The sequence below is a fragment of the Enterovibrio litoreus genome, assembly GCF_045679545.1.
In the GTDB taxonomy this organism is placed as follows: domain Bacteria; phylum Pseudomonadota; class Gammaproteobacteria; order Enterobacterales; family Vibrionaceae; genus Enterovibrio.
The window spans coordinates 1,307,149-1,326,692 of sequence record NZ_CP166195.1; the positions used below are offsets into that span (position 1 = coordinate 1,307,149).

Consider the following 19,544-nt stretch of genomic DNA (forward strand, 5'->3'; position numbering starts at 1 on the left):
CTGTATAGGTGCATGTCCTAAGTGGTGCGGCGTTTTGGTTCATCTGCACCAAAATAAGGCGAGCGACGATTTTGGTAACGGGTTAAAGCGTTCAATGTTCGGTTAAATATCACGCTGTTTTTCATGTGCTTACATTTTAATTGCGAGTGAAATCTTCTTGTTGGCAAGCCTTTTGCTCCTGAGTCCCACAGGTACTCATTAAGGAGCGGTTGCAATGAAAGGAAACAAGGTTGCATTAAATTGGGTAAGTGCGATTGCACTGGGGGGCCTGTCATTTCAGGCAGTGTCAGCGGAAGACACGATTAAAGTGGGTGTGCTTCACTCGCTATCGGGGACGATGGCAATAAGCGAGACAACGCTGAAAGACACCGTCCTCATGATGGTCGAAGAGCAAAATAAAAAAGGCGGATTGCTAGGCAAGAAGCTCGAAGCAGTTGTCGTTGACCCTGCGTCTAACTGGCCGCTGTTTGCTGAAAAAGCACGCGAGCTGATTGAGAAAGAAGATGTGGATGTGGTTTTCGGATGCTGGACGTCTGTGTCTCGTAAATCTGTGCTGCCTGTGTTTGAAGAGCTAAACAGCCTGCTGTTTTATCCTGTTCAGTATGAGGGTGAAGAATCCTCAAAAAATGTGTTCTACACGGGCGCTGCGCCAAACCAACAAGCGATTCCCGCTGTGGATTATCTTAAAGAAGATCTGGGTGTTAAGCGCTGGGTATTGGCCGGTACCGATTACGTTTACCCTCGAACCACCAACAAAATCCTCGAAGCCTATCTTCTCGATAATGGCGTCGCACAAGAAGACATAATGATCAATTACACGCCATTTGGTCATTCTGATTGGCAGTCTATCGTTTCTGACATCAAGAAATTCGGTGCTCAAGGCAAGAAAACGGCCGTCGTTTCCACGATCAACGGCGATGCGAATGTGCCTTTCTACAAAGAACTGTCTGCACAAGGCGTGCAAGCAGAAGACATCCCGGTGGTGGCGTTCTCTGTTGGTGAAGAAGAGCTTTCCGGTATGGACACCTCTGCCTTGGTGGGTCACCTCGCCGCATGGAACTACTTCATGAGTGTTGAGACCGATGCCAATGATGCGTTCGTCGAGAAATGGCATGCCTACATCAAAGATGACAAGCGCGTGACCAATGACCCTATGGAGGCGACCTACCTAGGCTTCAATATGTGGGCAAAGGCGGTTGAGAAAGCGGGCACGACCGACTCTGATGCAGTGCAAGAAGCCATCATTGGTGTCACGGTTCCTAACCTAACGGGCGGTTATGCCACCATGATGCCTAACCATCACATCACCAAACCGGTGCTGATTGGCGAGATCCAAGACGATGGTCAGTTTGTAACGGTATGGGAAACACCAGACGTTGTGGCTGGCGATGCATGGTCTGATTTTCTGACAGGATCGAAAGATCTGTTCGCCAGCTGGCTAAAGCCGATGTCTTGCGGAAGCTTCAATGTGACAACAGGGCAGTGTTCAGGTGTGACTGAATAGCACCGCTCACAAACCAATAATTGCGGGTGGATACGGACATTGCCCGCTTAATCGTTACTCCTTGTATTTGCCTGCCTTGCGGAGCCGTCTCCAACAAAACGTCCGCACTGGCAGGACTTTTTTCAAAGGAATGCCTTTATGTTAAAACAGACTGCACGATGGAATGACGTCTGTAAATTTTTGAGTTGGCTGATACTGGCTTTCGCACTTCCGTTTGGCGCTCTCGCACAAACTTCTTCATTGCCAGAATCAGAGCAACCGGCTTCGACAGCATCTTCAGAACAAGCCTCTGAAGAAACATTCTGGCTAACCCAAATCGCGCCATTAATCACCAGTAAATCGTTTTCTGATAAAGAATTGGCGGTGCAGCGTCTTGCCGCTTCCGATCATCCGGACAAAACGAAGATTTTAACGGGCTTGCTTGATAAGCAAGTGGTCTACGACAAAAAAGACACGTCCGTTTGGTTTATTGAAAATCTTCCTTTGGAAAAAGGCAGTGAAGTGATCAACATGAGCTCCGGTGTAACAGCTGTGGTTGAAAAGAAACGCCAATACCGCACAGTGACACTCAATAACAACATGCGCACCCAAATCAAAACATCACTCGCGACGGCGGCTTTAACCAGCAATGATCTTGAGGAAAAAAGAGCCGGTGCGAAACGGATGATAGGCCAAGTGGACGATGAGCTTGTGCCTGTTATTTCTCATTTGATTAAAACAGAAAGTGACGCTGTCACAAATGGGTATTTAAACACAGCACTGTCAATCACTCAGCTAGATGGACAAGCATCGACGGCAGAAGTGCTCATAGCCATAAAGCAGTTACAAGCCTCTGGGTTGTCGGAAGCCTTTGAAGCGTTGAAATTAAAGAATGCACAAACCACAGGGGAAACACCCGATGAGATCCAACAAGCCTTAGATCGCGCCATCTCTAGCTTTGAAGAAACGCAGCGTGTGGTCAATATTGCGCAAACGCTATATTTTGGTTTGAGCCTTGGGTCGGTGTTAGTGCTTGCGGGGATTGGTCTCGCCATTACTTTTGGCGTGATGGGCGTGATCAACATGGCGCATGGCGAATTGATCATGATAGGTGCTTATACCACCTATGTGATGCAGTTGCTGCTGCCCGATTTCAGTGGAGTGGCCTTGATCCTGTCAATTCCTGCGGCGTTTATCGTTTCTGGCCTTGTGGGGATCGCCATTGAACGTTCTGTTATTCGCCACCTCTATGGTCGCCCGCTTGAAACGCTACTTGCCACGTTCGGTATCAGCCTGATTTTGCAGCAAGCTGTTCGTTCTATTTTCTCTCCGTTAAACCGCTCAGTCAGTACGCCGGATTTTATGAGCGGCATGATTGAAATTACCCCCATGCTGCAACTGACTGCCAGTCGTTTGTACATCATTATTTTCTGTTTGATGGTCTTTTTTGCGCTGTTGTTCATTCTCAAACGCACCTCGCTTGGCTTACAAGTTCGTGCTGTTTCCCAAAACCGACCGATGGCGCGTGCCATGGGGGTGCGCTCTGAGTGGGTAGACATGGCCACATTTGTGCTTGGTTCTGGTGTTGCCGGTGTCGCTGGTGTCGCGTTGTCTCAGCTCACGAACGTTGGGCCCAATATGGGGCAAGCCTACATTATTGATTCTTTCATGGTGGTGGTTTTCGGTGGCGTTGGAAACCTGTGGGGTACGTTGGCAGCCGGGCTCAGCCTTGGCGTATTTAACAAAATTCTGGAGCCATGGGCGGGCGCGGTACTCGCTAAGATCTTGGTACTGGTGTTCATCATTCTCTTTATTCAAAAGCGCCCGAAAGGATTATTTCCTCAGCGCGGCCGCATGGCTGAGGATTAATTCATTATGGAAAAGCAATTATTCGATCGTTCGACTGTCATCCTCATGGTGTTGCTAACCTTAACCGTCATTCTTGTGCCTGTGATGAACCTTTGGGTGCCCGAAAGTAGCCCGTTTCATTTGGAAACTTACACGGTGTCGTTGCTGGGTAAGTACCTAAGCTTCGCCATTCTCGCTCTTGCTGTGGATTTGGTGTGGGGCTACCTCGGTATTCTTAGCTTGGGGCACGCTGCATTTTTTGCGCTGGGCGGTTATGCCATGGGCATGTATCTGATGCGCCAAATTGGCGACCGCGGTGTTTACGGTAACCCAGAATTACCTGACTTCATGGTGTTTCTTAACTGGCAGGAGCTGCCGTGGTTCTGGCAGGGATTTGACCAATTTTGGTTCGCCTGTTTGATGGCCGTTGTCGTTCCCGGTGTTTTGGCTTTCGTGTTCGGTTGGCTGGCGTTTCGTTCCCGCGTTTCTGGGGTTTATCTTTCGATCATGACGCAAGCCATGACTTTTGCGCTGATGCTGGCCTTCTTTCGAAATGAAATGGGGTTCGGCGGAAACAATGGTCTGACCGATTTCAAAGATATTCTTGGCTTTAGTCTGCAAAGCGATACCACCCGAATCAGTTTGTTCGTGGTGACGGTCATTGCGCTGATGCTCTGCTTCATGTTGTGTCGCGCTATTGTAGTGAGTCGATTAGGTGCACTGACTATTGCTATTCGTGACGCAGAATCTCGTACCCGCTTCGTGGGCTATGCGGTAGAGAAAAGCAAACTTTGGTTGTTTGTTCTATCAGCCGCCATCGCGGGTATTGCCGGGGCACTTTATGTACCGCAAGTCGGCATTATTAATCCTGGTGAATTTGCACCGCTTAACTCAATTGAAGTCGTTGTTTGGGTCGCATTGGGCGGCAGGGCTACGTTATATGGCGCCATTATCGGCGCGATTCTCGTCAACTATGCGAAAAGCTGGTTCACGGTGGAATTCCCCGAGGTTTGGTTGTTTGCGCTAGGCGCACTGTTTGTTCTTGCCACGCTTTATCTGCCCAAGGGCGTCAGTGGCATATTGCGTAGACAAGAGGTGAATTCATGATGTCTAGAACGCTTTGGAGTGAAGCCATTAACCACCAAAAAGAGCAATTACCAGACGTGCGTGGTAGCCATGAATTTCTCAATGAGCTGACGCGCCGTGATCAGGTGTTTAGCTTTTTGAAACCGCCGTTCAATCCCAAGGTGGATGTGAAAAACAACATGCTGCTGTACGTCGAAGGTGTGTCGGTTTCATTTGACGGATTCAAGGCAATCAACGATTTGAATCTTTATATCAAAGAGGGCGAACTGCGTTGTGTGATTGGGCCTAATGGTGCGGGTAAAACCACCATGATGGACATTATCACAGGGAAAACCAAACCCGACAAAGGCGAGGTGTGGCTGGGGCAGCAACTTAATCTACTTAAGATGGATGAAGCCCAAATTGCCAATGCGGGCATTGGGCGCAAGTTTCAAAAACCAACCGTGTTTGAAGCACTTTCCGTTTGGGAAAACCTAGAGCTGGCAATGGCTGGGGATAAAGGCACTTGGCACTTGTTTCGCGCAGTGCTTTCGAGTGATCAGAAATGCGACATCATGCAGGTGCTGGAGCTTATAGGCTTAGACACACACTACAAAATGCAAGCAGGCAAGCTGTCTCATGGGCAAAAGCAATGGCTAGAAATCGGCATGTTATTGATGCAGAAACCGCGATTGCTGCTGGTGGATGAACCCGTGGCGGGTATGACGCACCAAGAAATGGACAGAACCGCTGAGTTGCTGCTGTCGCTGGCGGGTAGTCATTCGATCATGGTCGTGGAACACGACATGGATTTTGTGCGGAGCATTGCTTCCACCGTGACGGTGCTACACCAAGGCCATGTGCTTGCTGAAGGCAATATGAAAGACATTCAAGATGACCCTCGCGTCCGCGAAGTGTATCTGGGGCAATAGCGCATCTTCTCGGTTCAATACGATGTGTATGCGTGCGGTGATTGCAGACTGCGTGCACTGAAAAGAAAACAAAAGGTAACGTCATGCTGAGTGTGAATGGATTGAATCAGCGATACGGTGAAAGCCAAACGCTTTGGGATTTGTCTCTAAATGCGCCAAAGGGAAAATGCACCGTGGTGATGGGGCGCAATGGTGTGGGGAAAACCACCTTGCTAGAAAGCATCATGGGTTTGTTAGCCGTTGATAACGGAGATATTTTGCTCGACGGTGAAAATTTAGTGAAACATCGCGCTGAAATGCGTCCACGTTTGGGCGTGGGTTATGTCCCCCAGGGGCGGCAGATATTTCCGCGACTCACTGTTGAGGAAAACTTAGAAATTGGTTTACCGATACGCCCTAAAAACGACAGAAAAATCCCTGCGTTTATCTATGAGCTTTTTCCCGTTCTGGCGGAAATGAAAAAACGCTTTGGTGGTGATTTGTCGGGCGGGCAACAACAGCAACTCGCGATTGCACGCGCGCTGGTGATTGATCCCAAGCTCTTGCTATTGGATGAACCCACAGAGGGGATTCAACCCAATATTGTTCAGGAAATTGGCGACATTATTTGCAAGCTTAATCAAGAAATGGGGCTCACGGTGATTCTGGTTGAGCAAAAGCTCCCGTTTGCTCGCAGAGTCGGCGACAGGTTTTGTTTGCTCGATCGCGGTCGAGATGTCGCCAGCGGTGAAATGGCCGATTTGTCCGATGAGCTGATCCGTCAGTACTTGACGGTGTAAAGGAGAGCAAATGGCGCAGACCGTGATTGATTGGCCTGTTGAACTTGTGAATCGTGATATGGCCTCCCGTTGCTGGGAGGCTGAGCTTCGTCTAGGTTTTGTTACTCGAGGTGATAAAACGGTTCTCAAAGATCGCACCCATAAAGGCCCTTTGGCTGTGCAGAGATCTTTGTATCCTGAAGGCGGGGTATGTCATACGCATCTGTTACACCCACCGGGTGGGGTGGTGGGTGGAGATTCATTAGATGTCACCGTCGGCCTTGCAGAGGGAGCACACGCGTTAATCACCACGCCGGGTGCGACGCGATTTTATCGCTCGGACGGTCGAGTGGGTTCGTTAAAGCAAACCCTGACGGTCGAACAACATGCCCGTCTTGAATGGCTTCCGCTTGAGAATATCGCATTTCCCAATGCGCGTGTTTTTACCCGCACTCATATTTCCCTTCACTCGCAATCTCAATTTATAGGCTGGGATGTGTGGACGCTCGGTCAGCCTACTACTCAGACACCGTTTGAAAATGGCGTTATTAATGGCATGACCACAGTCACGGTGGATGACCGTCTGATCCTCTGCGAGCGTTTGCGTGTTAACCCCGAGCAAACGCGATATTCCGCATCAGGTCTTCGCCATTATCCGGTCTGCGGCACGCTGATCGCCTATGGAGATGCTGAATCTTTGGCGGTGCTTTTAAAGCAGTGGTGGAGTGAACAAAAACAACAAGGCATTACTCGGGCAGAACTTTCGCAAGTGACAGACATTGAGTTGGGTATTACCCACGTTGATGGCCTGTTAATTGTCCGAGGGTTGGCACATAAAACCGACGTGCTCTTTCACATTATGGCGTTGTGCTGGCAACAGATCCGCCAGCATTGGACAGGCGAAACGCCCGACATTCCGCGTATTTGGCGGACATAAGAGCCTTTGCTGGCATAAGAACGTTGGCGTCAATAAGAACGCGGGCTTTCAAAGCAGCAACAAGGTCGTGACCTGAAACACATTCGACATATTTAGGAGTAAGCACCATGGAGTTGACACCCAGAGAGAAGGACAAGCTGCTGCTGTTCACGGCTGCCCTCGTGGCAGAGCGACGTAAAGACCGTGGCTTGAAACTGAATTACCCCGAATCAGTTGCGCTGATCAGCGCGGCGATCATGGAAGGTGCGCGTGACGGGAAAACGGTAGCGGAGCTAATGGATTTTGGCCGCACGATTTTGACCGTTGATGATGTGATGGAAGGCGTTCCCAGCATGATCCATGACGTGCAAGTGGAAGCGACCTTTCCGGACGGTACCAAGTTGGTCACCGTTCATGATCCGATTGTGTGAGGGCAGCGACATGTCTCAAGCAAGTAACTCTTCAAACGCAACCAACACATCAAAATCGGCGTTCACCCCGGGTGAAATTCGAGCGAAAAGCGGTGACATTGAGATCAATGTTGGCAGGCCGCGAGTTTCAATCGATGTCGCCAATATTGGAGACCGTCCTATTCAGGTGGGCTCTCACTATCACTTTTTCGAAGTGAATGACGCGTTAACGTTCGACCGAGCGGCGGCACGTGGGTTTCGACTCAACATCCCTTCTGGTACAGCTGTTCGTTTTGAGCCTGGGCAAAGCCGCACAGTGGAACTGGTAGCTTATGCTGGAAGCCGCACTGTTTATGGGTTTCAGGGCAAAGTTATGGGGCCGTTAGATGGCGCTGTAAACACGAATAAGGACGACTGACATGGCACGAATTTCACGTAGGGCGTATGCCGAAATGTTTGGGCCAACCACCGGCGATTGCGTGCGGTTGGCGGATACCGATCTTTGGCTCGAAGTGGAAAAAGACTTCACTGTGTACGGCGATGAAGTGAAGTTTGGCGGCGGTAAAACGATTCGCGATGGCATGGGGCAGAGTCAGTGCCCGAGCTATGAAACGCCGGATCTAGTGATCACCAATGTCGTCGTGCTTGATTACTGGGGTATTGTCAAAGCTGATGTCGCTGTAAAAGGCGGTCGCATTGCGGGTATCGGCAAAGCCGGTAATCCTGACATTCAGGACAATGTCGATATTATCATTGGTCCCGGAACAGAAGTGATCGCAGGTGAAGGCCAGATCTTAACCGCTGGTGGTGTTGATTCGCACATCCACTACATCTGCCCACAGCAGATAGACGAAGCGCTGACCTCAGGCGTGACAACCATGATTGGCGGCGGCACAGGCCCAGCAACGGGCACGAATGCGACAACGTGCACGCCCGGGCCATGGAATATTCATCGCATGCTTGAATCGCTGGATGCCTTTCCGATGAACTTTGGCATATTGGGCAAGGGTAATGCGAGTTTACCTGAATCATTAGAAGAGCAAATCGCGGCTGGCGCATGTGGGTTGAAACTCCATGAAGACTGGGGCTCAACACCTGCCGCCATCGATAACTGTTTAAATGTTGCCGATTTAACGGACGTTCAAGTCGCTATTCACACAGATACGCTCAACGAGTGTGGTTTTGTGGAAGCAACCTTGGGTGCGATTGGCGATAGGGTGATACACACTTATCACACTGAAGGGGCGGGGGGCGGTCATGCGCCGGATATCATGAAAGCGGCAGGGCTGCCAAATGTCCTTCCTTCATCGACTAACCCGACACGCCCATATACCGTCAATACGGTAGACGAACATTTAGACATGCTGATGGTGTGTCACCACTTGTCGCCGTCCATCGCTGAAGACATTGCCTTTGCGGAATCTCGCATACGCCGTGAAACCATTGCCGCCGAAGACATGCTCCATGACATGGGCGCGTTTTCGATGATCTCGTCAGATTCTCAAGCTATGGGGCGAGTCGGTGAAGTGATTATTCGTACTTGGCAGACCGCGCACAAAATGAAAGTGCAGTTTGGCGCACTAGGACCAGACCCTAGCCACAGCGACAATTTTCGTATTAAACGCTACGTGGCGAAATACACGATCAATCCCGCAGTTACCCATGGTATGGCACACGAAATTGGCTCAATCGAGGTGGGTAAATTAGCCGATTTGGTACTGTGGAAACCCGCGTTCTTTGGCGTGAAACCCGCACTCGTGATCAAAGGTGGCTTGATTGTTACCGCGCCGATGGGTGACCCCAATGGATCAATTCCTACGCCACAACCTGTGCACTATCGCCCGATGTTTGGCGCTTACGGTGCGGGGCCAGCTCAAAGCTCCTTACTGTTTATGTCCCAGATGGCCGTTAATAATGGTGTCGCGGATATGTTGCAGCTAAAAAGTGGAGTCAGTGCGGTGAAAAATTGCCGAAAAATTAGCAAGATCGACATGAAGTTGAATGACTGGCAGCCGAATATCGAGGTGGATCCTCAAACCTATGAAGTGCGTGCCGATGGGCAATTATTGGTGTGTCAGCCTGCCGATGTACTGCCAATGGCACAACGCTATTTTCTGTTCTGAGCCGTTTTTCGGCTTTTGACAAACTGTTTATTTAAGGGAAAAGGGATGATCGAATTCACACAAGTTATCAATGTTCCTGTGGATGCTGAAAGCCTGCCAACGGTGCATCTCGGCATCGATGCTCGCATCAAGAGTCGAATCAAAATCACGCTAGATGATGGTACCGACGCGGGATTGTTTTTGCCGAGAGGCATCACGCTTCGTGACGGTGATGTATTGGTTTCTACTGACGGTACGAAAGTACGAATCGTGGCAGCCGACGAAAAAGTATCCACGGCGCATGCAGACAACGAACATTTGCTGGCACGTTTGAGTTATCACCTTGGTAATCGCCATGTGCCTTTGCAAGTGGGCGATGGCTGGGTGCGTTATCAGCATGATCATGTATTAGACGAAATGGTGGGATTGCTCGGCGGCAAAGTTATCGTTGAAATGGCGCCGTTTGAACCCGAAGCCGGCGCTTATGGCGGTCAATCTTCAGGCCATCACCATCATCACTAAGTGAAAATACACGACGTTTAGCCATACGAATAACAATGAAACAGAGGAGTAAGAACATGGAAAAGCAAACCTCATCTGCCGCCTTATTCGCGGTCTTGATCGCATCAATGGCGATGCCAGTCAATGCGCATCCACATAAAGAATCCGCCAGTGGCGATACCATTGTCAACACGGTCACGCATGATCATGCGGGAGGTGTGGACACATTGAAGACATGTGTTGGAAAAGAGGATGAAAAAGAGACATCAGCTGATGACTGCAACGTATCGCCTGTTTCAACTCATTAGTCCGTCCCTGCCTGTGGGTGCATTCAGCTACTCACAAGGGCTGGAATGGGCTATTGAATGTGGCTGGGTCGCCGATGAGAAGGCATTGTCTGATTGGCTACAAAGTCTGGCTTATGACAGCTTGCCGCAGTTGGAACTGCCTATCTTGCGTCGTTTGTATAAGGCGTTTGAGTCTTCTGACAAAGAGGCGATCGAGTACTGGTGCAATTGGCTTTATGCCAGTCGCGAAACGTTGGAATTGCGTCAAGAAGAGATCCAACGGGGACGAACCATGGAAAAATTGCTGATCAGGCTCGAACTGATCAGTGAAAAGCATGAGTTAGTGCCGTTGATCACCAAAAGCCAATTGGCGGGCTTTGCCTATGCAGGTGTGAAATGGGGCATTGATGAAGACAGCCTTTGTCATGGCTATGCATGGAGTTGGCTCGAAAACACCGTTGTGGCAGGGGTGAAGATGATCCCGCTGGGGCAAACATCCGGCCAAAAAGTGTTGATGGCATCAACACCGAGTTTAGAACGTGCGGTAGATGAATCAAAAAAAATCAGTGATGACAACGTGGGCAGTTTTGCGATTGCGCAGGCGATAGCTTCAAGTTGTCACGAAACGCAGTATTCACGACTTTTCCGCTCATAAGGAGATGAACAATGAACGATAAACAGCCTTTGCGTGTTGGTGTAGGTGGTCCGGTAGGCTCAGGAAAAACCGCGTTGCTTGAGGTACTTTGTAAAGCCATGCGTGATGATTATTCGTTAGCAGTGGTGACCAATGACATCTATACCCGTGAAGATCAGCGTATTTTGACAGAGGCGAAAGCGCTCGAAGCTGACAGGATAGTGGGCGTGGAAACAGGAGGCTGCCCGCATACCGCCATTCGTGAAGATGCGTCGATGAATCTTGAAGCGGTGGAATCATTGGCGAAGTTACACAAAAACTTGGATTTGGTGTTTATTGAGAGCGGCGGAGACAACCTGAGTGCTACATTTAGCCCTGAGCTTGCAGACCTCACCATCTATGTGATTGATGTGGCTGAAGGCGAAAAAATCCCACGTAAAGGTGGCCCGGGAATTACGCGATCTGACCTGCTGGTGATCAATAAGATTGACCTAGCACCTTATGTTGGCGCGGATCTGGATGTGATGGATTCAGACACCAGGCGGATGCGACCGAATAAGCCTTATGTGTTTACGAACCTGAAGAAAGGGATAGGTCTTCCTGAAATCATTCATTTTTTAGAAACGGAAGGGATGTTAAAAAAAGCGGGTTAATCCCGCTTTTCTCTTGTTGTGATATTGTTGCCAAGCCAAGCCAAGCCAAGCCAAGCCAAGCCAAGCCAAGCCAAGCCAAGCCAAGCCAAGCCAAGCCAAGCCAAGCCAAGCCTATCGGCCAAATCCATAATGGCGAATGTAGCCAAAGCTGACCCAGCTCACTAGCAGTGTAGCGACGGTAAGCTCTATCAAGCCTAAACGTTCAAGCCAAGACCAATGGGGAAAATCGGTTCCCAACCACATGGTTAGACGCTCCATCGCCACCGCACTGATCACGGAAGGGAATGTTAAGGCGGCGAGAGTGGGCTGAAATGGTTCTCTGAGCAGGTCGAAATAACACAAATAGACGAACAGCGTCATCATGATGCCCACGCCGGCTAGCGCACCAGCCAGAACAGGGTCAGGGTTCGATAGATTCACCAAATAGGCCGTCAGCGCGAGATTGACGGGGGCGGCCATGATTGCCAATACAGGGCGAGAGTTTCTTGGCAGGCTATCCAAAAAGACAAGCCGATACAGCACAAATGGCAACATAAAGAAGTAAGCCCCAATGCAGACATGTGCAAGCAGCGCAGATTCGTCGCCAAAGCCCAATTTCGGGCCGGCCAAGGTACTGCTTATCAAACCAACGGGGTATAAAAACCAGCTTGGGTAGATGTTGGACTTATCAAACGACTTAAATTGATAAAAAAAGAAATAACACATCATAAAAACGTGCATCGCCATGGCGGGATACCAGACAAACACGGCGGCTTTCACACTCATCTCACTCAGGAAGTCTGCCATGAGCAGCAACGACATGGTCATTGGCGCCATTAGGCTGCCATAAAGTGGGTCGCGAAGGTCTTGAAAGAAACGCTTTGGTTCAAACATATATTTGAGCCAAACAGGGGCGATCAATAAAATGCCGATGATAGAAAGAAGCGGTCGAGAGATATCGCCTGTAATGGGATGGTATAGCGACCAAGCTACACCCAATCCAAAGAATGCCATTGCCAATGATGCTTGAGCAGTAGGAATAAATCGAAATGGGGAATGAAAAACTGTCAATCTGGCATCCATGGAGTTTTGCTAGCGCGGGTGAATAGAAAAACATTATACCTAGTCATGTCTCGCATGCGATGGGGGCATCAAGATTTCTTCGTGATTTTAAATAGCTATGTGAAGAATGGCCGTTTTTGGGAACACGAACTTTAGCGAAACCCGCAGCCCGTCTGGACTGCAAAGCATAATCCTTGCCGAGAATTGACGAAAAAATCATCAAAAACTGATTTCTGAAACCTGATCACATTCATGAAAGTGTGACATGGCGCGTTTGGGAAGTTTTCTTATAATCAAATTGCACCCAAACATGACTGACGAATGAGGATGAGCTCCAAGCTCGGCGATGCCAGAAAGCAACAAACTGGCGCTGATACTGGGTTGCACAACAATTTGGAATGTTACACTGGCGTATAAATACGCATCGTAAGTGAACGAAGACCTTACTGTCCGATAGAACCCATGCAATGAAAAGCACGAGGTAAGGAAGCTCAACGTAGTGAGCATGTAAGGCAAGTTATGTTTCGTACAAGTTAAGTAAAGTAAAACCACACAGTATTTGATTTTTAACTTTTAGAGCTAATCAAAAAGCCACCTTTTCAGGTGGCTTTTTCTATTGTGAATTCTCTGATTCAGTGCAGCGGCTCTTTTAGTGCGTAAACCTCACGCAGTATGGACTTTAAAAAGAAATAGACGATCGCCCAGTCGTAGCATCATTTTGCGGTTTATCTTCCGCAGGCTTGTCCGATTTCACTTTTTTGGCACTAGCACTTAGTGACAGGTTGGCGCTTTTGTTCAATTTGCTCGCCGCTTTCTTATCTGTTTTCTTAGGGCTGGCTTTTTTAGCTGGCGCACTTTTGGCCTGTTTCTGAGTCTGCTTCTGCTTTGGCGACTGAGGCTTTGATTGCACCTGCGGCTTTTTCTCTCTTGGCTCCACTAGTGTTGGTGGCGCATCGCACAGCAAGACGTAGAACTCTTCATTGAACTCGATAACATCGCCATCATGAATCTTGCGGCGCTTACGGGTCTCCACTTCACCATTAACGGCGACATATCCTTCAACGATGGCCATCTTCGCTTCACCACCACCGCTAACGGCATTGGCGATCTTTAATACTTTGTAGAGCTCAACCGGATGTGCTGACACTTCAATGCCAATCGCTTCTACTTCAATTTCTTCTTGCGACATGTTTGTCACTCTCTTACAGGCAGATGTGCGGAGTGTAGCTGAACTCGCGTCAAGATAGCAGCAGGAAATGAAGGTTTGGGGCATTTGTGCCTATGCGTGTTCAATGCGGTTTGATAGGTCATTTGCCTAATGCTGTTCAATTTGGTCAAAGGCGAATAAAGATTGCACCGAATTGTGACAAGTACAGCTTCGCTTGCGTCAGATTCACTTGAAACTTGCAATTTTATGTAATAGATATAGATGTATCGTGATGGTGTTTGGAATTTTATCTATTTTTCACTGTCATACAATAAGCTGCATTATGCATATCTGAGTATACACACCACTCTAAGAGTAGCGCTCCTTCAGAATAAATGAGGGGAATACGTCATACATTGACACTATGCATACGTGAAGTGTTTTTACTATCCATCAGTCAGTTAACGGTATGCGCTGCGCAAGCAGCATTGGTGTTGTGTCATCCGTTATAGCCTGAGCTAATAATAAGAGGTGTTTATTATGACTAATAAAGCCCGACGCCTGTGGTTCTACCATCAGAGTAAATCACAAAATACGCGTCCTTTGAAAATGCGCTAAGCGCAGAGATACCAGAAACGTCAGCTAGGCGTTTCTGGTTCAATACCTACCTCTACTTATTTTCAATACCTCTACGTACTTTTCATTACCCGTCTTCCTTCATCGCTTCCATTCTTTCTGATCGATGTTCTCTTAACGATTTGGAAATTTTTTTGGGGCAACTGTCAGAAAATCATACTTAAATTCAGTTTGTCACTTAGCTTGTGGCTACACTTGAACCATCGTTTATTGCGATTGGTATGACTCGTCGAAATTTTGTGGACCATGAAACAGTTCAATGTGAGCGTCAGTATGATGAATGTGCCAACATGGATGTCGGGAGAAAAAGAATGAATGTGTTGTCTTGGGAGAATATCTCCAAGTTAACTGGAGAAACGGTTCAGTTAATTGACGGTGCAGAAAACGAATATGACGTATTGGTTGAATCGGTACGTGAAGAAAATGGAAATGGCACTGAGAAAAATGGACGCTTGGTTGAACATTTCACCATGGTGCTTGTTGGCCCTGACGATGCAGAGTTTCCGCAAGGTAACTACTTAGTCTCTCACCCTTCAATGGGGCAGCAAATCCTTTATATGCTAGTCGCGGGTGATAACCGATATACGATTGTCATCAATACAGAAGCGTAACCTGAAACATCTTGCCTGGTTGCTTTACCAGCAGACAGGTCCGTGCATCATGTATTGAATACCTGTCTCGCTTAAATAGTTGTTATCATATCGCCTTTCTGTCGTGTACACGTTAGGGATCGTATGCAACATTTTTTGCTGTTAATACTCACCGTATTCTCTCTGTTTACAAACTCAGTGGCTGCAAGCGACAACAGGGTGTTGGTATTTGCGGCTTCCTCCACGACCACGGCGTTGAACCTCATCGCACACGAGTATAAGCGGGAAACCCATCATGAAATCACCATTTCTTATGCTTCCTCATCAGCACTAGCGCGTCAATTAGCGTTTGGCGCACCTGCTGATATCTATATTTCGGCGAATGAGAAGTGGATGAACTATGCGCTCTCTGAGGGAGCAATCAAAACAGATTCTGTATCACCTTGGGTAGAAAATGCATTGGTGCTAATTGCTCATCAGGACGATATGGCTTCGATCAGCCTGACACCTGAAGCACTTCTTCACACCATTGGAAGCAGCCGCATTGCTATTTCTGATCCAAGTCATGTGCCTGCGGGTATCTATGCCAAAGAAGCGCTGCAATCCCTTGGTCTTTGGAATGCACTACAAAACAAAATGGCTTTTTCCAATAGTGTCCGTGCCACCTTGGCATTGGTCGAGCGTGGCGAAGCGCCTCTTGGCATCGTCTATCGCTCTGATGCCATGGCTTCACCTTCAGTCAGGGTAGTCGCAGACATTCCCAATGACACGCATACTCCTATCGTCTTCCCTAAAGCGCTGACTCGTGAAGCGACCGCTTCGGCACAACCTTTTTTTGCGTATTTAGATTCGACGCAAGCAAGAGCCATTCTGCGTGACAATGGGTTCATCGTGATTAACTCCCCACAAGAGCAAAAATAAGACATGGTTCTGACCCCAGTTGAATGGGAAGCACTCTTCCTTAGTTTGAAAATCTCCTCGGTTGCCGTGGTGGCAAGTTTGCCGCTAGGCATTGCGATGGCGTGGATTCTTGCCAGAAAGCAGTTTGCAGGGAAGTCGCTATTGGATGGTTTCATTCATCTTCCACTCGTTCTACCTCCTGTTGTTATAGGCTACTTGTTGTTGGTTGTGATGGGGCGACGTGGCGTGGTTGGCCAATGGCTTTATGAAACGTTTGGCGTTTCGTTTTCGTTTAGTTGGAAGGGGGCGGCGTTAGCATCAGCCGTTGTGGCTTTTCCCTTGTTGGTCAGGGCGATTAGGTTGTCGATAGAATTGGTCGATCAACGGCTTGAAGAAGCCGCCCGTACATTAGGCGCATCGCGATGGCGCGTGTTTTATTCAGTCACGTTACCGCTCATTGCGCCCGGTATTCTATCGGGCTTTGTCCTCGCATTTGCACGCAGTTTGGGTGAGTTTGGCGCTACCATTACGTTCGTTTCGAACATTCCTGGAGAAACACAAACCATTCCATTGGCCATGTTTGCTTTCTTGGAAACGCCGGGAGCAGAGCAAAGCGTGGCACGATTGTGTGTTATTTCTATTGTGATTGCGCTGGTGTCTTTGTTTGGGTCGGAATGGTTGAGCCGTAGAATGAAGCGAAGGATGGGTGTTAAATGATCACCTTAGATGTGTCACTGGTGCGCGAGAACTTTTCTCTTTCTTTAACCGCTTCAATTCCATCTGCCGGAATAACGGCAGTTTTTGGGCGTTCCGGCGCGGGAAAAACGTCGTTGATTAACGCGATCAGCGGTTTGGTCACGCCAGATTCAGGCAGTATACGTATTGGAAGCAAAGTGCTGTTCGATGGTGACACAGGTGTGAATTTGCGACCAGAGCAGCGCCGGATCGGTTATGTGTTTCAAGATGCCAGATTGTTCCCTCATATGTCCGTGGCTAAGAACTTGAAATATGGGTGTAAGTGGTCTGATATCGACAAATTTAACGAGGTGGTTTCTTTGCTTGATATCGGCGCGTTGCTTTCGCGCTATCCCAATGACCTTTCTGGTGGCGAGAAGCAGCGAGTCGCTATTGGTCGGGCACTTTTGTCAGATCCCGAACTTTTGATCATGGATGAGCCGACAGCCTCATTGGATGCACCGCGTCGACAAGAACTCATTTCTTACCTGTTACGCTTGGCGCAGTCACTCAAGATCCCAGTGATTTATGTCAGTCATAGTTTGGATGAAATCTTGCAGCTTGCTGATCATATGTTGCTGCTTGATAAAGGCGAGGTGATTGCCAACGGAGCATTGCATGATGTTTGGGGATCGCCGCCCATGCGTCCTTGGTTGTCGGCAAAAGAGCAGAGTGCGCTGGTGACAGCAACGGTTGTTGGTGCACACCCCGTTTATGCGATGACACAACTAGACCTCGAAGGGCAACCGCTGTGGGTGACAAAAGTCGATGAAAATGCAGGTGCTTCGGTCAGGCTAAGGATTTATGCCAATGATATTTCCATTGCAAAAACGCGTCCAAATGACACCAGTATTCGAAATGTCATCCCGTCGGTTATTCAATCAATTGTTCGTGCCGCCTCCTTATCGTCAGACGGCGGCTATTGTCAGATTGTGTTGCAAGTAGGTAATGAATCATTGCTGGCAAATATTACTCAGTGGGCGTTAGATGAGCTCGGCTTGATGGAAGGTCAAGAAGTGTTCGCTCAGTTAAAAGGGGTGAGCATAGCCCGTGGCGATTTAGCTTACGATCATCGTACAAACTAACAATTTACTGGCGCACTTTGATTCAATTGTCAGTAGAATAAGTGTTTCCGTACAGCGTGTGCTTTGTGCCGCAAAACGGAGGGCTAAGACACCGTAATAAAGCGATATCTCGTCCGGATTGGATACTCTCAGAGTAGCGATTCGAGATGAGCAAGTAGGAGATATAAATGTTTGCATGGCTAACCGGCTTGTTTAAGAAAGAAACGATCAAGTCGACAGAGTGGGTTAAGAAGCTCATGCAAGCAAACCGTTCGGGTAGTTACAGCAAATACAAAGAATACTACGACAAGCATGTCTTTCGAATTCATAGCTCCTATCACAAGGACTTCTTAAGATTCGAGCGATTCGCTACCCAAAGCTACAAGAAAAATGACCAACGTGCCTTTATGGCGATTAAAACAGCGATGTATGCACTGAAGCTGGGTCAAGTTAAAGTAGCAGCGTGTTTGACTGCATCGGTGATAAACCTAAATAAGACACTGGTGGAAAGCCAGCAGGTTCAGTTACATCCGAGATTGCAAAGGGCAGCACTGGCACTGCATAAGCAGATTGTTGAAACTCATTCGAAATCAAAGAAGCGAAAAACAGAAAAAGCCTGAATATTCAGGCTTTTTTATTGGGAAGTTTAAGGCTAAGTGATGAACGCCCACCTAACTCATTATGTTATTTGGTGCTCTCAGAAAGCAGTCGGTCAATGGCCGTTGTGACTTGAATACTGCCATCTTCCATTCTTCTAAGATGATCAACCATGGTATGAAAATCACCACGTTTACCTGCATCAAGGGCTTGACGGCCTGATTCATGAACTTGTTTGTGTGGCGAATCGATAGCAAGGAAAGAGGGGAGTGATTTAAAGTGCTTCTCGCCTTCGCCTTCAAAGTACCATTTTCCTAGACGACACTCCGTATGACGGTTTACCTGCTGAGAATAGTCGCTATTACTGACAAACTTGTACACTGAGCTTTTCCAAACGGCATGATCCAGCTTCACGGTATTCAGAAAGGAGGAAACTGCGGCGTTTTGGATGACGCGTTGCATGTTTTTTGATTTATCAATGACTTGATAAACAACAGTTTCAATTTGTGCCGAAGAGGTCGCAACATCTTCAGCGCCATGCTGGCTTTCTTCGACCAATGATTGAATATCACGGTTTTGAATGATCACCTTCTTTACTAGCGCTTCGATCTGGCTGCTTGCTTCGCCGGCTTTTCCCGCCAGTTGTCTGACTTCATCTGCAACAACCGCAAAACCACGGCCTGCCGAACCTGCGCGCGCAGCTTCGATGGCAGCATTGAGGGCGAGCAGGTTGGTTTGTTCTGAGATCTCTTTTACCGCTGCAACAAATCGATTAATCGAGGTGGTGGTTTCTGTCAGTTCAGCCACCGCTGATTGGTTCCGTTGTGCTTCTTGGGTGATGCGATTTGCTCGTGTAGAAAGATTGGATATCGCAGAGAGGGTTTGCACGAACATGTCATCAAGAGCGGCTAACTCGTTTTTTTCAGCAACCAGGGTGTCGGCACTGCTGAGTAGGCCTTCACGAATTCTCTCCAACATTTGCGTACCCTGCTGTTGGCATTGGCTGGTTTTTAGGAGATCGTTGATACGATCTTCTAGTGTGGAAACTTGTGCATTTTTTTCTTCGAGCTGTTGTTCCAACGCGGTTAGCTTTTCTTGATAATTGGTCTCAAGCTGATCGATCTTGGCGGTAAGCGCCATTTCACGCTCTTTGTTATTCCAAAAAGCCATTTTTATTTCCTTTGAGTAGAAATTTTCGTGTCAATGATTTCGTAATTGTATTGCTGTTCTGGTCGCAAAACACGA

Annotated in this window: 21 protein-coding genes and 1 pseudogene; 18 read left to right on the top strand and 4 right to left on the bottom strand. The window is 48.2% G+C overall.

What is annotated here, in order from left to right:
- Positions 1 to 214 precede the first annotated feature (214 nt).
- From urtA to ureG, 13 genes are all read left to right on the top strand, one after another.
- A complete protein-coding gene (urtA, locus tag AB8599_RS21195; RefSeq protein ID WP_407333712.1) occupies positions 215 to 1,504 on the top strand; it encodes an urea ABC transporter substrate-binding protein in 1,290 nt (429 codons plus the stop codon).
- Between the two features lie 138 nt (positions 1,505 to 1,642).
- Complete coding sequence (gene urtB, locus AB8599_RS21200) at positions 1,643 to 3,352, top strand: urea ABC transporter permease subunit UrtB (protein WP_407333713.1); 1,710 nt, start codon at positions 1,643 to 1,645, stop codon at positions 3,350 to 3,352.
- A gap of 6 nt (positions 3,353 to 3,358) precedes the next feature.
- Entirely contained in the window at positions 3,359 to 4,438 is a 1,080-nt protein-coding gene (urtC, locus tag AB8599_RS21205) for an urea ABC transporter permease subunit UrtC (RefSeq protein WP_407333714.1), read from the top strand.
- A complete protein-coding gene (gene urtD / locus AB8599_RS21210) occupies positions 4,435 to 5,328 on the top strand; it encodes an urea ABC transporter ATP-binding protein UrtD (protein WP_407333715.1) in 894 nt (297 codons plus the stop codon). Before urtC ends, urtD begins: the two co-directional genes overlap by 4 nt.
- 83 nt (positions 5,329 to 5,411) lie before the next feature.
- The gene (urtE, locus tag AB8599_RS21215) at positions 5,412 to 6,107 is read left to right on the top strand and encodes an urea ABC transporter ATP-binding subunit UrtE (protein ID WP_407333716.1); all 696 of its coding nucleotides are present in this window, start codon (positions 5,412 to 5,414) and stop codon (positions 6,105 to 6,107) included.
- A gap of 10 nt (positions 6,108 to 6,117) precedes the next feature.
- Positions 6,118 to 7,023 carry an urease accessory protein UreD gene (locus AB8599_RS21220; RefSeq protein WP_407333717.1) on the top strand — a complete coding sequence of 302 codons (906 nt, stop codon included), beginning with the start codon at positions 6,118 to 6,120 and terminating at the stop codon, positions 7,021 to 7,023.
- Positions 7,024 to 7,130: 107 nt separating this feature from the next.
- Complete coding sequence (gene ureA, locus AB8599_RS21225) at positions 7,131 to 7,433, top strand: urease subunit gamma (protein WP_028022487.1); 303 nt, start codon at positions 7,131 to 7,133, stop codon at positions 7,431 to 7,433.
- A 10-nt stretch (positions 7,434 to 7,443) separates the two neighbouring features.
- Positions 7,444 to 7,830, top strand: coding sequence for an urease subunit beta (locus AB8599_RS21230; protein WP_407333718.1), 387 nt, complete (start codon positions 7,444 to 7,446; stop codon positions 7,828 to 7,830).
- A 1-nt stretch (position 7,831) separates the two neighbouring features.
- Positions 7,832 to 9,535 carry an urease subunit alpha gene (gene ureC, locus AB8599_RS21235; RefSeq protein ID WP_407333719.1) on the top strand — a complete coding sequence of 568 codons (1,704 nt, stop codon included), beginning with the start codon at positions 7,832 to 7,834 and terminating at the stop codon, positions 9,533 to 9,535.
- Positions 9,536 to 9,580: 45 nt separating this feature from the next.
- Positions 9,581 to 10,036 carry an urease accessory protein UreE gene (gene ureE, locus AB8599_RS21240; protein ID WP_407333720.1) on the top strand — a complete coding sequence of 152 codons (456 nt, stop codon included), beginning with the start codon at positions 9,581 to 9,583 and terminating at the stop codon, positions 10,034 to 10,036.
- 56 nt (positions 10,037 to 10,092) lie between these two features.
- On the top strand, positions 10,093 to 10,323 hold the full coding sequence (locus AB8599_RS21245; protein ID WP_407333721.1) for a hypothetical protein: 231 nt from the start codon (positions 10,093 to 10,095) through the stop codon (positions 10,321 to 10,323).
- Positions 10,289 to 10,957, top strand: a complete 669-nt coding sequence (locus AB8599_RS21250) for an urease accessory protein UreF (RefSeq protein WP_407333722.1) — start codon at positions 10,289 to 10,291, stop codon at positions 10,955 to 10,957. Before AB8599_RS21245 ends, AB8599_RS21250 begins: the two co-directional genes overlap by 35 nt.
- 11 nt (positions 10,958 to 10,968) lie before the next feature.
- Entirely contained in the window at positions 10,969 to 11,589 is a 621-nt protein-coding gene (gene ureG / locus AB8599_RS21255) for an urease accessory protein UreG (RefSeq protein ID WP_407333723.1), read from the top strand.
- A 111-nt stretch (positions 11,590 to 11,700) separates the two neighbouring features.
- On the opposite strand, the gene AB8599_RS21260 is transcribed toward ureG, so the two are convergent.
- Together AB8599_RS21260 and AB8599_RS21265 are read right to left on the bottom strand one after the other, a co-directional pair.
- A complete protein-coding gene (locus AB8599_RS21260; protein ID WP_407333724.1) occupies positions 11,701 to 12,651 on the bottom strand; it encodes a TDT family transporter in 951 nt (316 codons plus the stop codon).
- A 658-nt stretch (positions 12,652 to 13,309) separates the two neighbouring features.
- Positions 13,310 to 13,819, bottom strand: coding sequence for an RNA-binding S4 domain-containing protein (locus tag AB8599_RS21265; RefSeq protein ID WP_407333725.1), 510 nt, complete (start codon positions 13,817 to 13,819; stop codon positions 13,310 to 13,312).
- Between the two features lie 905 nt (positions 13,820 to 14,724).
- Here AB8599_RS21265 and AB8599_RS21270 point away from each other — a divergent pair.
- The 5 genes from AB8599_RS21270 (at position 14,725) to AB8599_RS21290 (ending at position 18,322) form a co-directional block, all read left to right on the top strand.
- Positions 14,725 to 15,024 carry a DUF6916 family protein gene (locus tag AB8599_RS21270; protein WP_407333726.1) on the top strand — a complete coding sequence of 100 codons (300 nt, stop codon included), beginning with the start codon at positions 14,725 to 14,727 and terminating at the stop codon, positions 15,022 to 15,024.
- Between the two features lie 123 nt (positions 15,025 to 15,147).
- A complete protein-coding gene (gene modA / locus AB8599_RS21275) occupies positions 15,148 to 15,924 on the top strand; it encodes a molybdate ABC transporter substrate-binding protein (RefSeq protein WP_407333727.1) in 777 nt (258 codons plus the stop codon).
- Between the two features lie 3 nt (positions 15,925 to 15,927).
- Positions 15,928 to 16,620: a molybdate ABC transporter permease subunit gene (gene modB / locus AB8599_RS21280; protein ID WP_407333728.1), complete on the top strand. Its 693-nt coding sequence runs from the start codon at positions 15,928 to 15,930 to the stop codon at positions 16,618 to 16,620.
- The gene (gene modC / locus AB8599_RS21285; protein ID WP_407333729.1) at positions 16,617 to 17,723 is read left to right on the top strand and encodes a molybdenum ABC transporter ATP-binding protein ModC; all 1,107 of its coding nucleotides are present in this window, start codon (positions 16,617 to 16,619) and stop codon (positions 17,721 to 17,723) included. The genes modB and modC overlap by 4 nt, the downstream gene beginning before the upstream one ends.
- Before the next feature lie 167 nt (positions 17,724 to 17,890).
- On the top strand, positions 17,891 to 18,322 hold the full coding sequence (locus AB8599_RS21290) for a hypothetical protein (protein WP_407333730.1): 432 nt from the start codon (positions 17,891 to 17,893) through the stop codon (positions 18,320 to 18,322).
- Positions 18,323 to 18,386: 64 nt separating this feature from the next.
- On the opposite strand, the gene AB8599_RS21295 is transcribed toward AB8599_RS21290, so the two are convergent.
- Together AB8599_RS21295 and AB8599_RS21300 are read right to left on the bottom strand one after the other, a co-directional pair.
- On the bottom strand, positions 18,387 to 18,761 hold the full coding sequence (locus tag AB8599_RS21295) for a CZB domain-containing protein (protein ID WP_407334446.1): 375 nt from the start codon (positions 18,759 to 18,761) through the stop codon (positions 18,387 to 18,389).
- A 24-nt stretch (positions 18,762 to 18,785) separates the two neighbouring features.
- Positions 18,786 to 19,469, bottom strand: a pseudogene (locus AB8599_RS21300) (methyl-accepting chemotaxis protein); the annotation flags it as partial.
- Between the last annotated feature and the right edge of the window lie 75 nt (positions 19,470 to 19,544).

What these genes read in the sequence shown, in the direction of transcription:
- urtE (WP_407333716.1), top strand. Translation starts at nt 5,412, where the DNA reads ATGCTGAGTGTGAATGGATTGAATCAGCGATACGGTGAAAGCCAAACG.
- urtC (WP_407333714.1), top strand. Translation starts at nt 3,359, where the DNA reads ATGGAAAAGCAATTATTCGATCGTTCGACTGTCATCCTCATGGTGTTG.
- ureC (WP_407333719.1), top strand. Translation starts at nt 7,832, where the DNA reads ATGGCACGAATTTCACGTAGGGCGTATGCCGAAATGTTTGGGCCAACC.
- AB8599_RS21220 (WP_407333717.1), top strand. Translation starts at nt 6,118, where the DNA reads ATGGCGCAGACCGTGATTGATTGGCCTGTTGAACTTGTGAATCGTGAT.
- AB8599_RS21250 (WP_407333722.1), top strand. Translation starts at nt 10,289, where the DNA reads ATGACTGCAACGTATCGCCTGTTTCAACTCATTAGTCCGTCCCTGCCT.
- modA (WP_407333727.1), top strand. Translation starts at nt 15,148, where the DNA reads ATGCAACATTTTTTGCTGTTAATACTCACCGTATTCTCTCTGTTTACA.
- AB8599_RS21260 (WP_407333724.1), bottom strand. Translation starts at nt 12,651, where the DNA reads ATGGATGCCAGATTGACAGTTTTTCATTCCCCATTTCGATTTATTCCT.
- modB (WP_407333728.1), top strand. Translation starts at nt 15,928, where the DNA reads ATGGTTCTGACCCCAGTTGAATGGGAAGCACTCTTCCTTAGTTTGAAA.
- AB8599_RS21265 (WP_407333725.1), bottom strand. Translation starts at nt 13,819, where the DNA reads ATGTCGCAAGAAGAAATTGAAGTAGAAGCGATTGGCATTGAAGTGTCA.
- AB8599_RS21230 (WP_407333718.1), top strand. Translation starts at nt 7,444, where the DNA reads ATGTCTCAAGCAAGTAACTCTTCAAACGCAACCAACACATCAAAATCG.
- urtD (WP_407333715.1), top strand. Translation starts at nt 4,435, where the DNA reads ATGATGTCTAGAACGCTTTGGAGTGAAGCCATTAACCACCAAAAAGAG.
- ureG (WP_407333723.1), top strand. Translation starts at nt 10,969, where the DNA reads ATGAACGATAAACAGCCTTTGCGTGTTGGTGTAGGTGGTCCGGTAGGC.
- modC (WP_407333729.1), top strand. Translation starts at nt 16,617, where the DNA reads ATGATCACCTTAGATGTGTCACTGGTGCGCGAGAACTTTTCTCTTTCT.
- ureA (WP_028022487.1), top strand. Translation starts at nt 7,131, where the DNA reads ATGGAGTTGACACCCAGAGAGAAGGACAAGCTGCTGCTGTTCACGGCT.
- urtA (WP_407333712.1), top strand. Translation starts at nt 215, where the DNA reads ATGAAAGGAAACAAGGTTGCATTAAATTGGGTAAGTGCGATTGCACTG.
- ureE (WP_407333720.1), top strand. Translation starts at nt 9,581, where the DNA reads ATGATCGAATTCACACAAGTTATCAATGTTCCTGTGGATGCTGAAAGC.
- urtB (WP_407333713.1), top strand. Translation starts at nt 1,643, where the DNA reads ATGTTAAAACAGACTGCACGATGGAATGACGTCTGTAAATTTTTGAGT.
- AB8599_RS21245 (WP_407333721.1), top strand. Translation starts at nt 10,093, where the DNA reads ATGGAAAAGCAAACCTCATCTGCCGCCTTATTCGCGGTCTTGATCGCA.
- AB8599_RS21270 (WP_407333726.1), top strand. Translation starts at nt 14,725, where the DNA reads ATGAATGTGTTGTCTTGGGAGAATATCTCCAAGTTAACTGGAGAAACG.
- AB8599_RS21295 (WP_407334446.1), bottom strand. Translation starts at nt 18,761, where the DNA reads ATGCAACGCGTCATCCAAAACGCCGCAGTTTCCTCCTTTCTGAATACC.
- AB8599_RS21290 (WP_407333730.1), top strand. Translation starts at nt 17,891, where the DNA reads ATGTTTGCATGGCTAACCGGCTTGTTTAAGAAAGAAACGATCAAGTCG.